The organism is Ancylobacter tetraedralis (genome assembly GCF_014195655.1).
In the GTDB taxonomy this organism is placed as follows: domain Bacteria; phylum Pseudomonadota; class Alphaproteobacteria; order Rhizobiales; family Xanthobacteraceae; genus Ancylobacter; species Ancylobacter tetraedralis.
This window is the reverse complement of sequence record NZ_JACICD010000012.1, coordinates 91,422-104,448: the sequence shown is the minus strand read 5'-3', so window position 1 is coordinate 104,448 and position 13,027 is coordinate 91,422. Positions and strand designations below refer to the sequence as shown.

The following is a 13,027-nucleotide window of genomic DNA, read 5'->3' as shown; positions in this document are numbered from 1 at the left end:
GGGGGGGGGGGGGGGGGGGGGGGGGGGGGGGGGGGGGGGGGGGGGGGGGGGGGGGGGGGGGGGGGGGGGGGGGGGGGGGGGGGGGGGGGGGGGGGCGGGGGGGGGGGGGGGGGGGGGGGGGGGGGGGGGGGGGGGGGGGGGCGCCCCCCCCCCCCCCCCCGCGCCGGGGGGGGGGGGGGGGGGGGGGGGGGGCCGGCGCGCGCTCCATCGTCGTAGCGCGTCGCCCCTCACCCGGCGCCTGCGGCGCCGACCTCTCCCCGACGGGGAGAGGTGAAGATGCGGCGAGGCCTCAGCGATGACCCGCGCGCCGCTGCCCCTCAAGATCGCCGCCGGTGCGGGGTTGGCGTTCCTGCACATCCCGCTCTTGTTCATCCTGCTCTATGCCTTCACCACGGAAGAAAAGAGCTACGCCTTCCCGCCGCCCGGCTTCACGCTGAAATGGTTCGGCGTGGTGTGGGGCAGGGCGGACATCTGGTCGGCGGTGGGCCTGTCGCTGAGGGTCGCGACCGTCGCCACGCTGGTCGCGCTGGTGCTCGGCACGCTGGCGGCCGGCGCGCTGGCGCGGGCGCGGTTCTTCGGGCGCGAGCCGATCTCGCTCCTGTTCGTGCTGCCCATCGCGCTGCCGGGCATCGTCACCGGCATCGCGCTGCGGCAGGCCTTCGGGCTGATGGAGATCCCCTTCTCCTTCTGGACCATCGTGCTCGGCCACGCGACCTTCTGCATCGTCGTCGTCTACAACAATGCGGTGGCCCGGCTGCGGCGGCTCTCTCCCTCCCTCATCGAGGCGTCGATGGACCTCGGCGCCGATGCCTTCCAGACCTTCCGCCTCGTCGTGCTGCCCAATATCGGCACCGCGCTGCTGGCGGGCGGCATGCTGGCCTTCGCGCTGTCTTTCGACGAGGTCATCGTCACCACCTTCACCGCCGGCCAGCAATCCACCCTGCCGATCTGGATGCTGTCCGAACTCATCCGCCCGCGGCAGCGGCCCGTGACCAATGTCGTCGCCGTCCTCGTGATCGCTGTCACCTTCCTGCCGATCCTCGCGGCCTATTACCTCACGCGCGAGGGCGAGGCGGTGGCCGGCTCAGGCAAATAGGAGCTCCCGTCATGACCGCTCTTTCCGATACGCAGATGCTGATCGGCGCGCAGTTCGTCGCCGGCACCGAGACGCCGGAGACCGTGCTGAACCCGAAGACCGAGGAGACGCTGATCGAACTGCCCGAAGCCTCCGCCGACCAGATCGACGCGGCGGTGAACGCGGCGGAACGCGCGTTTCGCGGCTGGTCGCGCACCACGCCGGCGGAGCGCTCCGCGCTGCTGCTGAAGCTGGCCGACCGCATCGAGAGGGAAGCCGAATCTTTCGCCACGCTGGAGGCGCTCAATTGCGGCAAGCCGCGCCATGCGGTGCTCAACGACGAATTGCCCGGCGTGGTGGATTGCTTCCGCTTCTTCGCCGGCGCGGTGCGCACCCAGCACGGCATGGTGGCGGGCGAGTATCTGGCCGGCCACACCTCGATGATCCGCCGCGATCCGATCGGCGTGGTCGCCTCCATCGCGCCGTGGAACTACCCGCTGATGATGGCGGCGTGGAAGCTGGCCCCGGCGCTGGCGGGCGGCAACACGGTGGTGATCAAGCCCTCGGAGCAGACGCCGCTCACCCTGCTCAAGCTGGCGAGGATCATCGCCGACCTCTTCCCCGAAGGCGTGGTGAATGTCGTGGTCGGGCGCGGCGAGAGCGTCGGCAACGCGCTGATCCACCATCCCAAGGTGGCGATGGTCTCGCTCACCGGCGACATCGCCACCGGCAAGAAGGTGCTCGCCGCCGCCGCCAAGACGGTGAAGCGCACGCATCTGGAACTCGGCGGCAAGGCGCCTGTCATCGTGTTCGACGATGCCGATATCGACGCGGTGGTCGAGGGGGTGAAAGCGTTCGGCTATTACAATGCCGGGCAGGACTGCACCGCCGCCTGCCGGATCTATGCGGGCAGCAAGATCTACGACAATCTCGTCGCCGATCTCGCCTCGGCGGTGTCCGGGCTCCGGTTCGGACGTGCGGATGACACGCAGAACGATATCGGCCCGCTGATTTCCGCCCGCCAGCGCGCCCGCGTCGCCTCCTTCGTGGAGCGCGCCGCCGAGGTGAGCCATATCGAGATCGCCACCGGCGGCCGGCTTGCGGGCAGCGCGGCCTCCGGCAAGGGCTTCTTCTACGAGCCGACCGTGGTCGCCGGCGCGCTGCACAGCGACGAGATCGTGCGCCGCGAGGTGTTCGGCCCGGTCGTTTCCGTCACGCGGTTCGACGATGTGGACGAGGCGGTCGGCTGGGCCAATGACAGCGATTACGGCCTCGCCTCCTCGGTGTGGACGTCCGACGTGGGCAAGGGCATGGCGACGGCGGCGCGCCTGCAATATGGCTGCACCTGGGTGAACTGCCACTTCATGCTGGTGAGCGAGATGCCCCATGGCGGGCTCAAGCAATCGGGCTACGGCAAGGACCTCTCGGCCTATGCGCTGGAGGATTACACCGTCGTGCGCCATGTGATGGTGAAGAACGGCTGAGCCGTCGCGGAACTCACCGCGACACGTATCGTTAACCCCGATGGTCGTCACTGGCGGCCGTCGGGTGAGAATATTCTATTGATGGAGTATCTTACCGAACTGTGATCGGCCACCCGGGAATGTGACAGAGATTTAAGTTGGCACCTCCCGTAGCATCTGCTGTGTCGAAGCTTGGGCTTCCAGCTTTCGGGCGCGGCTTGCGAGGACCTTTATGCGACGCGGAATAGGCTTTGTGCTGTGTGTGGCCGTTCTGGCGGGGGTGGGCGCGTTCGCCCAGCAAAAGGGGTGGTTTGACAGGGATTTCGTCACGGAATTCGGCTTGTCCGAGAAATTCGCCGCGCTGAAGGGCGAGGCGCGCGCGGCACCCGAGCCGCGCGCCGGCGCGGCGCGGATCGCTGTCGAGGTGGCACCGGCGCGTGCCTCGCAGGTCACCGCCGACATCCGCTCCATCGGCACGCTGCAATCGGATGAATCGGTGAAGGTGGCCTCGGAGGTCACCGGCCGCGTTCAGGAGATTTCCTTCCGCGAGGGCGAGCACGTCAAGGCCGGCGACGTGCTGGTGCAGCTCGACGCCGCGCTGGTGAAGGCCTCGCTGGACGAGACCGAGGCGCGGCTCGAACTGGCCAAGGCCAATCACGATCGCGCCTCGCGCCTGTCGCAGTCCGGGGCCGGCACGACGCGGGCGCTGGACGAGGCTCTCGCCGAGCTCAACCGCGCCAATGCGGTGCTGGATTCGCAGCGCGTGCAGGTGGCCAAGCACACCATCACCGCCCCGTTCGACGGGGTGGTGGGCCTGCGCACGGTGTCGGTCGGCGCCTATATCGCGGTCGGCACGGAACTGGTGAACCTGGAGAAGATCGATCTGCTCAAGGTCGACTTCAAGATCCCCGAAATCTACCTGCGCAACGTCGCCGTGGGGCAGGAGGTGGAGATCCTCGCCGATGCCATGCCCGGCCAGACCTTCACCGGCATGGTCTATGCGATCGACCCGCTGATCGACGTGAACGGCCGCTCGCTCAGCGTGCGCGCCCGCCTGCCCAACCCGGGCGGCGTGCTGCGGCCCGGTCTGTTCGTTCGGGTGCTGCTCAAGGGCACGGAGAGCCGTTCCGCGGTGTTCGTCCCGGAGGGGGCGGTGGTGCCGCGCGGCCAGGAGCGTTTCGTCTGGGTGGTCGAGGACGGCCACGCGGTCGAGACCAAGGTGACGCTCGGTCAGCGGCTGGCCGGCGAGGTCGAGGTTTTGAATGGCATCGCGGCAGGCGCCAGCGTGGTCATTGCCGGGCAGGGGCGGCTGCGCAACAAGGCCGTGGTCGAGATTGTGAGCACCCCGCCGGACCCGCAGAGCTGAGGCACAACCATGGGTCTGCCCGAAATCTGCATCCGCCGTCCGGTCTTCGCCACGGTGCTCAGCCTGCTTATGGTGCTGGTGGGCATCGTCGCCTATAGCCGCCTCACGGTGCGTGAATACCCCAATATCGACGAGCCCGTGGTTTCCGTGGTGACGCGCTATCCCGGCGCCTCGGCCACCATCGTCGAGAGCCAGGTGACACAGGTGCTGGAAGGCTCCATCGCCGGCATCGAAGGCATCGATGTGCTGGAATCCACCAGCCGCTCGGAATCCAGCCGCATCACGGTGCGCTTCCGCCCGGAGGTCAATGCCGACGTCGCGGCGAGCGACGTGCGCGACCGTGTGAGCCGCGTGCGCCAGCGTCTGCCGGACGAGATCGACGAGCCGGTGATTTCCAAGGTCGAGGCGGACGCGCAGCCCGTGGTGTTCGTGGTGTTCCGCTCGGACCGCATGAACGGGCTGGAACTGACCGATTATATCGACCGCTACGTGGTCGACCGCTTCAAGAACCTGACCGGCGTCGCCGACGTGCAGATCTATGGCGAGCGCCGCTATGCCATGCGCGTGTGGATCGACCGCGAGCGGCTCGCCGCCTATGAGCTGACGGTGCAGGATATCGAGAGCGCGCTCCGGGCACAGAATGTCGAGGTTCCCGCCGGGCGCATCGAGAGCGTGGATCGCGAGTTCACGGTGCTCTCGCGCACCGCGCTGGCGAGCGTCGACCAGTTCAACGACATCATCGTCAAGCGGACGGGGGGCACGCAGGTGCGCCTCGCCGATGTCGCCAAGGTCGAGCTTGGCGCCGCCGACGAGCGCCGCTCCTCGCGCTTCAATGGCGGGCAGGCCATCATTGTCGGCATCATCAAGCAGGCGGTGGCCAATCCGCTGGACGTCTCGTCCGGCGTGCGCGGGGTGCTGCCGGCGGTCAATGAGAGCCTGCCGGAGGGGATGACCGCCTCGATCGGCAACGACAATGCCGTGTTCATCGATCGCTCGATCCGCTCGGTGTTCCACACCATCTTCGAAGCCGTGGTGCTGGTGGTACTGGTGATCGTGGTGTTCCTGCGCTCCTTCCGCGCCTCGATCATCCCGATCGTCACCATCCCCATTTCGCTGATCACCACCTTCGCCGTGATGTATGTGCTCGGCTTCAGCGTGAACACGCTGACCCTGCTGGCGCTGGTGCTGGCCATCGGCCTCGTGGTGGACGATGCCATCGTGGTGCTGGAGAACATCTTCCGCCATATCGAGCATGGCATGAAGCCGATCCCCGCCGCGCTGAAGGGCTCGCGCGAGATCGGCTTCGCGGTGGTGGCGATGACGCTGACGCTGGCGGCGGTCTATGCGCCCGTGGCCTTCGCGCCTGGCCGCACCGGGCGGCTGTTCCTCGAATTCGCGCTCACCCTGGCCGGCGCGGTGCTGATTTCCGGCTTCATCGCCCTGACGCTGACACCGATGATGTGCTCGCGCCTGCTCAAGCATGAGGAGAAGCCCGGGCGCATTTCCGCCTTCGTCGAACGGGGCCTGCGCGGGCTGGAGAACGGCTATCGCGCGGCGCTCACGCTCTCGCTGCGGGTGCGGGCGCTGGTGCTGCTGGTGGCGCTGCTGGTGGCGGGGGCGAGCGGGGTGCTGATCCGCGCGCTGCCCTCCGAACTCTCGCCGGTCGAGGATCGCGGCGTGGTGCGGGTGACGGGGAGCGGACCGGAGGGCTCGACGCTCGCCTACACGTCCCGCTACACCAACCAGGTGGAGGGCATTCTCGAAGAACTGCCGGAGATGGAGAGCGTGCTCATCATCAACGGCATGCCCGAGGTGAACCGTTTTCTCGTCATCGGCCGGCTCAAGGACTGGGACGAGCGCGACCGGCGCCAGCAGGAAATCGTGCGCGCCACCGCCCCGGAGCTGCGCCGCATCGCTGGCGTCAACGCCTATGCCAACAACCCGCCCTCGCTCGGCGCTTCCAACAATTCGCGGCCGATCGAATTCGTGCTGCAGACATCGGGCACCTATGAGGAACTCGATACCTATGTGAACCGCTTCCTCGCGCGCGTCGCCGATTATCCCGGCCTTGCCAGCGTGGAGAGCGACCTCAAGCTGAACAAGCCGGAAATCTCCATCACCATCGATCGCGCCAAGGCAGCGGATCTGGGCATCGACGTCTCCGTGCTGGGGCGCACGCTGGAGAGCCTGCTCGGCGGGCGGCAGGTGACCCGTTTCGAGGTCGGCGGAGAGCAATATGACGTCTATGTGCAGCTCGACGCGCGCGACCGCGCATCGCCGGCGACGCTCGACACCATCTATCTGCGCTCGGCCACCGGGCAGATGGTGCAATTGTCCAATCTTGTGAACATTGCCGAAACGGTGGCGCCGCAGGAGCTGAAGCGCTTCAACCAGCTGCGCTCGGCCACTATTTCCGCCAACCTCGCCCCCGGCTACGCGCAGGGCGAAGTACTCGCTTTTCTGGACCAGACGGCGCGCGAGGTGCTGCCGCAGACGGTGCAGACCGACGTTTCCGGCCAGAGCCGCGAATATCGCGCGGCCGGCCAGAGCCTGCTGCTGGTGTTCATCCTGGCACTTGGCTTCATCTATCTCGTGCTCGCCGCGCAGTTCGAGAGTTTCCGCGACCCGGTCATCATCATGCTCACCGTGCCGCTCTCCATGACCGGGGCGCTGGCCGCGCTCTATTTCGCCGGCGGCACGCTCAACGTCTATTCGCAGATCGGCCTCGTCACGCTGGTCGGCCTCATCACCAAGCACGGCATCCTCATCGTGGAATTCGCCAACCAGCAGCAGGAGGCCGGGCTTGACCGGCGGGCGGCGGTGATCGAGGCGGCGACGCTGCGGCTGCGGCCGATCCTGATGACCACCGGCGCCATGGTGCTCGGCGCGGTGCCGCTCGCCATGGCCAGCGGCGCGGGCGCGGAGAGCCGCTCGCAGATCGGCTGGGTCATCGTCGGCGGCATGACGCTGGGCACGCTGCTGACGCTGTTCGTGGTGCCGGCGGTGTATTCGTTCATCGGGCGCGTTCACCACGTCGCTCATGCCGAAATCGCCCCCGGTCTGGTGCACACCCCGGGCGAGTGAGCCGCAGAGGAGCGCTACAGCCAGTTCGCCATGGGCTGCAGGACATAGCCGGCGGCGGTGAGGCGCGTCCGCACGGCGCGGGCCATGGCGACCGCGTCGGCGGTGTCGCCATGCACGCAGATCGTGTCGGCCCGCACCGGAATGCGCGGACCCTCGAGCGAGGCGACCGCGCCGCTGTCGAGGATATCGAGGATCCGCGCGGCCGCCGCTTCCGCGTCATGCAGCACCGCGCCGGGCAGCTTGCGCGAGGCGAGGTTGCCGTTCGCCGCATAGGCGCGATCGGCATAGATCTCGCGGGCGACCTTCAGCCCGGCTTCCTCGCCGGCGCGCTCGGTCGGCAGGCCCGGCATCACCACGAAGATCAGGCCGGGATCGACTACCTTGATCGCCCGGGCGACGGCGCGGGCGAGATCGATATCCTCATTGGCCATGTTGCCGAGCGAGCCATGGGTCTTCACATGGCCGAGCCGCAGGCCCTGCGCGTGGGCCAGCGCCTGCAGGGCGCCGATCTGGTAGATGAGCTGCTTCTCGATATCGGCCGGGCTCTGGCCGTGGATCGGCCGCCGGCCGAAGCCCCACAGGTCCATGAAGCTGGGATGGGCGCCGCAGCCGACCCCGCGCGCCTTGGCGAGGGCGAGCGTCTGCGCCATCACCAGCGGGTCGCCGGCATGAAAGCCGCAGGCGATATTGGCCGAGGTGACGATGTCCAGCATCGCCGCATCGTCGCCGAGCGAATAGACACCAAAGCCCTCGCCCATGTCGCAGTTGAGGTCGATCATCTTCATGGGTCGTGCTCCGTTCAGGGTTCGCTCAATGGATCGAGCGCCGAGCAGACGCCGCTGACGAGGTTGTGCGCCAGCAGGCGCTCGCTGGAAAGCGCCGCTCCCGCGGAGGCCAGTTCGATCATCCGGGCCGCCATGGCCGCAATGCGCCGCTCATGCTCCACGGCCGCCAGCACTGCCGCCTCGGCGGTGACGGCGGCAAAGGCGAATTCGTCGCCGGGCCGCGCCTGCCCGAGCCGCCAGAGATCCGGCCCGATTACGGTGGCGATCTTGGGGTAGCCGCCGGTGGTCTGCCGGTCGGCGAGCAGGATGAGCGGGCGGCCATTGCCCGGCACCTGGATGGAGCCGTTCATGATGCCGTCGGAGACGATGTTGAAGCCCCCCGCATGGGCAATGGCCGGCCCCTCCAGCTGCGCACCCATGCGATCGACCTTGTCGCTCACCCGATAGCGGGCGGACAGGAAGGTCGCGATGCCCTCCGGCGTGAAGAAATCGTCCTGCGGGCCCAGCACCACGCGGATCGGGCCCTCGCCGCGCGGGCGATAGGGCGCCGGGAGCGCGAGCCGGGGCCCGGCCGATTCCCCGCGCGCCGGCAGCCGGTCCCCCGTCCGCAGCGCCCGCCCGTCAATCCCGCCGATGGTCGAGCGCGAATGGGTCGACAGGCTGCCGAGCGTCGGCGCGATGTCGAGGCCGCCGGCAATGGCGAGATAGGCCCGCATGCCCTGCCGCGCGGCGCCGATCGCGATCCGGTCGCCGGGCGCGAGGCGATGAGCGCTCCAGCCCTCGGCCGCCGTGCCGTTGATGGTAAGGGCCATGTCGGCACCGGCCAGCGCGAGGCGCAGCGGGCCGCCTTCCACCACGGCCGAGAGCCCCAGCATGGTGAGCTCGACCGTGGCCTCGCCGCGTTCATTGCCCACCAGCAGGTTCGCCGCCTGCATGGCGAGGCTGTCCATCGCGCCGGAGGCGGAGATGCCGAAGCGCTGATAGCCGAACCGGCCGAAATCCTGCAGGCTGGAGAACAGCCCCGGCCGATCGACGACGAGACAGGCGCCCATCAGGCCGGCTCCCATTCGGCAACGATCTCGCCCGCCTCGGCGGCGCGGCACAGCGCGGCATATTCGGCGTGCGGGATCGGGGTGAAGCGGATCGTGTCGCCGGCGGCAAAGAGGAAAGGGCGCTCCGCACGGGCGGGGTCGTAGCTGCGCACCGGCGTCTGGCCGAGCAGATGCCAGCCGCTGGGAATCTCCAGCGGCGGCGAGACGGCCGCCTGCCGGCCGCCGATCGACACGCTGCGCGGGGGTGTCTTCAGCCGCGGATCGGTGCGCCGGCTGGTGTGGATCGCCTCATTCAGCCCGCCGAGATAGGCGAAGCCGGGCGCGAAGCCGATCATGTAGACGCGGTATTCCGCCCCGCTGTGCAGGTCGACCACCTCGCGCGTGGAGAGGCCATGCAGGCGCGCGACATGGTCGAGATCCACGCCGTGCTCGCCGCCATAGGCCACCGGCACGTGCCAGATGCCGTGCCGGGTGCCGTGGCTCTGCCGGCCGTCCGCCCGTGGCGGCCACAGCGCCAGCACGCGCGCGCGCAGCGTCTCCCGGCTGAGCACCAGCGGATCGAACAGCACGAGCAGCGAGCGATAGGTGGGCACGACCTCGCGTATGCCGGCCAGCGGGAGGGCGTCCAGCGCATCGGCCAGCGCGATCACCTCACGGTTGACCTGCTCGTCGATGGCGTCGCCGAACTCGACCACGAGGCCGCTCTCGCCCGCGTCGAGCAGGCGGGGAGGAAGCGCTTGGGCAGTCTTCATGCACGTTCTTCCGTCATGTCGATACGCATCACAGCTTCCATTTCCAGATGCGTGCCAAGAGCCGCTTTCCGTACCGGTGCCCGATGGGGCGCGGGCGGAAAAAGATTGCACGCGCCGACCTTTGACCGCGACAGCGCCGCCCGCTACGCGCGCCGGTTGACGCGCCTTCCATCCCGCCCCTGCGCCCGCCCGCGCCGATCCGCTCATGAAATGAGCAGGCTCTGATTAAAAATGCCACTTGCATTCCATGGGTATACCAAAAAATATCAAGCAGTTAGTTCGCAACTACGAGCTGGCCGCGCGTTCTCGCCTTTCGTGGGCAGGGCGGGGCCCGACCAGAGGGTTTCGAGGGACGTGATGGATTACCCACTCGAGAATTCCTTCGTGCTGCCGGCCGGCACCGGCAAGGCGGTGCGCCTGAAGGCGGGGCAGCGGCTGAAGCTGACCAACCCGCACGGCACGCAGGCGATCGACTTCTGGGCCTTCGTCGAGCGGGACCTCTACGAGTTCACCTCGATGGACAATTTCCGCTCCTTCCACTCGACGGTGCATGTGACCAAGGAGACCGCGCTGGTGAGCACGCGCCGCCGGCCGCTGGTGTCGATCATCGAGGACACCTCGTCGGGCAAGCACGACACGCTGCTATGCGCCTGCAACGCGGACATCTACCGCCAGCTCGGCGTCGAGGGCTATCACCGCTCCTGCTCGGACAATCTGCATGAGGGGCTGGCCGAACTCGGCATCGCGCTGCCCTTCACCCCGGCGCCGGCGAATTTCTTCATGTGCGTGGCGGTGCGTGCGGACGGATCGCTCGACCGGCTGCTGCCCGCGTCCAAGCCCGGTTCCTATCTCGTGCTGCAGGCTGAGGACGACGTCGTCATGGCCTTTTCCTGCTGCCCGCAGGACATCACCCCGATCAATGGCGAGGACCGGACGCCGCGCGACTGCCGGATCGACATCTTCTCGACCGTGGGCGGGGGCGCCTGATGGCCGGCGAGCCGCTCATCCGCATTCGCGACCTGCGCAAGCGTTTCGGCGCCCATGAGGTGCTGAAGGGCGTGTCGCTCGATGTGCATGCCGGCGAGGTGGTGTCGGTCATCGGTGCGTCCGGCTCGGGCAAGAGCACGTTCCTGCGCTGCGTGAACGTGCTGGAGCGCCCGAATGGCGGCACGATGGATTTCGAGGGCTTCCACTTCGATTACGAAGAGGGTGCCCGCCGCCAGCCCACCGCGGCGCAGCTGCGCGATCTGCGCGCCCGCATCGGCATGGTGTTCCAGAGCTACAATCTCTGGCCGCACCTGACCGTGCTGGAAAACGTCGTCGAGGCACCCATCCGGGTGAAGGGCGAGCGGCCGGCCGAGGCACGCGAGAAGGCGGAGGCGCTGCTCGCCCGCATCGGCCTGGCCGAGAAACGCCATGCCTATCCCTCCAAGCTGTCCGGCGGCCAGCAGCAGCGCGTCGCCATCGTGCGCGCGCTGGCCATGCAGCCGCGGCTGATGCTGTTCGACGAAGTCACCTCCGCGCTGGACCCCGAACTGGTCGGCGAGGTGTTGGGGCTGATGGCGAACCTCGCCAGCGAGGGGATGACCATGCTGCTGGTCACCCATGAGATCGGCTTCGCCCGCGAGGTTTCCAACCGGGTGATCTTCTTCGACCAGGGCGTCATCGCCGAAGACGGCTCGCCCGGCGATGTGCTGCGCCAGCCGAGCAGCGAGCGGCTGAAACAGTTCCTGCGGCGCGTGCTGCACGAGGACGCGTATCACGCGGCGCCGGCTGCGCCGTTGCTGGGAGGCCGGACATGAGGATCGACACGATCGCCAGCTGGTGGGAAGGCTTCGCCCCCTATGTGCCCGGCTTCGCCGCGGCGAGCGGACTGGTGCTTGTGCTGTCGGTGCTCGCCATCGTGGTGAGCTGGATCTGCGGCCTCGTCGCCGCGCTCGCCAAGACATCGCGCTTTTCCGCGCTGCGCCGGGCGAGCGAGTTCTACATCTGGTTCATTCGCGGCACGCCGACGCTGATCCAGATCTTCATCATCTATTTCGGCCTGCCGCAGATGGGGCTGCGGCTCTCGCCCTTCGTCGCTGGCGTCATCGCGCTCGGCGTCAATGGCGGTGCCTATGTCGCCGAGATCGTGCGGGCCGGCCTTTCCGCCATCCCCAAGGGGCAGATGGAATCGGCGCAGGCGCTCGGCATGAGCCGCTGGCACATGATGAGCCGCATCATCCTGCCGCAGGTCTTCCGCGTGATCCTGCCGCCGGTGACCAACGAAGCCATCACCATGGTGAAGAACACATCGCTGCTCTCCACCATCACCGTGGTCGAGCTGACGCTTTATTCCCAGACCATCATCGCCACCACCTTCCGCCCCTTTGAATTCTATATCGCGACTGCGCTCATCTACCTCGTGATGACAAGTCTCATCTCGCAGGCAGCCGGGCATCTGGAGCGCCATTACGCGCGCTCGCTGTGAGAGGACCGTCAAGATGAGCGTTCTGCCCGTCGATTCGCTCGAAACCCCGCGCTTCTGCGGCGTGCCGACCTTCATGCGGCTGCCGCAGGCGACCACGCTGGCCGGTCTCGATGCCGCGATCATCGGCCTGCCGTCGGATTCCGGCGCGCCGTTCCGCACCGGTGCGCGCTTCGCGCCGAATGCGGTGCGGGCCATGTCGATCATGCTGCGGCCCATCAATCCCTATCGCAACATCAACGTGTTCGAGGCGCTTGCCTGTGCCGACGCCGGCGATGCCGCCGTGGTGCCGGGCTACGAGATCGAATCGCTGGAGCGGCTGGAACTCGCCGTGCGCGCGGTGGTGGATGCCGGCGTCACGCCATTCGGCATTGGCGGCGACCATTCGGTGACGCTCGCCGCCCTGCGCGCCGTGGCGGCCAGGCACGGGCCGCTGGCGTTGATCCAGTTCGATTCGCACTCCGATACCTGGGACAAGTATTTTGCCGGCAAAAAATATAGCGCCGGCACGCCGTTCCGCCGCGCGGTGGAGGAGGGGATCGTCGATCCCGCCCATTCGATCCAGATCGGCATGCGCGGCTCGCTGTTCAAGGCGGACGATGTCAGCCAGTCGATCGAGCTTGGCTATGAGGTGGTCACCACCGACGAGATGTTCGCGTGTGGAATCCCCGCGCTGGCCGCACGTATCGCCGCGCGGACGGCCGGGCGCCCGGCCTACCTGACCTTCGACCTCGATTTCGTCGATCCCGCCTACGCCCCCGCCGTGCAAACGCCGGAAGCCGGGGGCCCCAGCGCGCGCGAGGCGCTGGACCTCCTGCGCCGCATCGAGGGGGTGAACCTGGTCGGCGCGGACGTGGTCGAGCTGTGCCCGCCCTATGACCAGCCGGCGCAGATCACCGCCCTGCTCGCCGCCACCGTGATGGCGGAGCTGCTGGCGCTGCGCGCGGCGTGCAAGGCCTGATAGCTGGAAGATCCTGAAGAGG

The 13,027-nt window shown here is 68.3% G+C and carries 11 protein-coding genes; 8 read left to right on the top strand and 3 right to left on the bottom strand.

Going from position 1 to position 13,027, the window contains the following annotated elements; genetic code table 11:
* Positions 1–295 precede the first annotated feature (295 nt).
* The 4 genes from FHS55_RS21120 to FHS55_RS21105 all read left to right on the top strand — a co-directional run bounded on the left by FHS55_RS21120 (position 296) and on the right by FHS55_RS21105 (position 6,988).
* On the top strand, positions 296–1,096 hold the full coding sequence (locus FHS55_RS21120; RefSeq protein WP_183191813.1) for an ABC transporter permease: 801 nt from the start codon (positions 296–298) through the stop codon (positions 1,094–1,096).
* Between the two features lie 11 nt (positions 1,097–1,107).
* Positions 1,108–2,559, top strand: coding sequence for a gamma-aminobutyraldehyde dehydrogenase (locus FHS55_RS21115; RefSeq protein ID WP_183191811.1), 1,452 nt, complete (start codon positions 1,108–1,110; stop codon positions 2,557–2,559).
* 319 nt (positions 2,560–2,878) lie between these two features.
* Positions 2,879–3,904: an efflux RND transporter periplasmic adaptor subunit gene (locus tag FHS55_RS21110; RefSeq protein WP_246340357.1), complete on the top strand. Its 1,026-nt coding sequence runs from the start codon at positions 2,879–2,881 to the stop codon at positions 3,902–3,904.
* A 9-nt stretch (positions 3,905–3,913) separates the two neighbouring features.
* Positions 3,914–6,988, top strand: a complete 3,075-nt coding sequence (locus FHS55_RS21105) for an efflux RND transporter permease subunit (protein ID WP_183191809.1) — start codon at positions 3,914–3,916, stop codon at positions 6,986–6,988.
* A gap of 14 nt (positions 6,989–7,002) precedes the next feature.
* Here the strand turns inward: FHS55_RS21105 and FHS55_RS21100 are convergent, their stop codons facing one another.
* From FHS55_RS21100 to pxpB, 3 genes are read right to left on the bottom strand one after another with little or no spacing between them, the layout of a single operon-like run.
* Positions 7,003–7,773 (bottom strand): LamB/YcsF family protein, encoded by a 771-nt coding sequence (locus FHS55_RS21100; protein WP_183191807.1) that lies wholly within the window; start codon positions 7,771–7,773, stop codon positions 7,003–7,005.
* 14 nt (positions 7,774–7,787) lie between these two features.
* Positions 7,788–8,825 (bottom strand): 5-oxoprolinase subunit C family protein, encoded by a 1,038-nt coding sequence (locus tag FHS55_RS21095; protein WP_183191805.1) that lies wholly within the window; start codon positions 8,823–8,825, stop codon positions 7,788–7,790.
* Entirely contained in the window at positions 8,825–9,577 is a 753-nt protein-coding gene (pxpB, locus tag FHS55_RS21090) for a 5-oxoprolinase subunit PxpB (protein ID WP_183191803.1), read from the bottom strand. Before pxpB ends, FHS55_RS21095 begins: the two co-directional genes overlap by 1 nt.
* 357 nt (positions 9,578–9,934) lie before the next feature.
* Between pxpB and FHS55_RS21085 the strand changes: the two genes are divergently transcribed.
* From FHS55_RS21085 to speB, 4 genes are read left to right on the top strand one after another with little or no spacing between them, the layout of a single operon-like run.
* Entirely contained in the window at positions 9,935–10,564 is a 630-nt protein-coding gene (locus tag FHS55_RS21085; RefSeq protein ID WP_183191802.1) for a DUF1989 domain-containing protein, read from the top strand.
* Positions 10,564–11,379: an amino acid ABC transporter ATP-binding protein gene (locus tag FHS55_RS21080; protein ID WP_183191800.1), complete on the top strand. Its 816-nt coding sequence runs from the start codon at positions 10,564–10,566 to the stop codon at positions 11,377–11,379. Before FHS55_RS21085 ends, FHS55_RS21080 begins: the two co-directional genes overlap by 1 nt.
* Entirely contained in the window at positions 11,376–12,047 is a 672-nt protein-coding gene (locus FHS55_RS21075; RefSeq protein WP_183191798.1) for an amino acid ABC transporter permease, read from the top strand. Before FHS55_RS21080 ends, FHS55_RS21075 begins: the two co-directional genes overlap by 4 nt.
* Positions 12,048–12,060: 13 nt before the next feature.
* Positions 12,061–13,005, top strand: coding sequence for an agmatinase (gene speB / locus FHS55_RS21070; protein WP_183191796.1), 945 nt, complete (start codon positions 12,061–12,063; stop codon positions 13,003–13,005).
* The last annotated feature ends 22 nt before the right edge of the window (positions 13,006–13,027 follow it).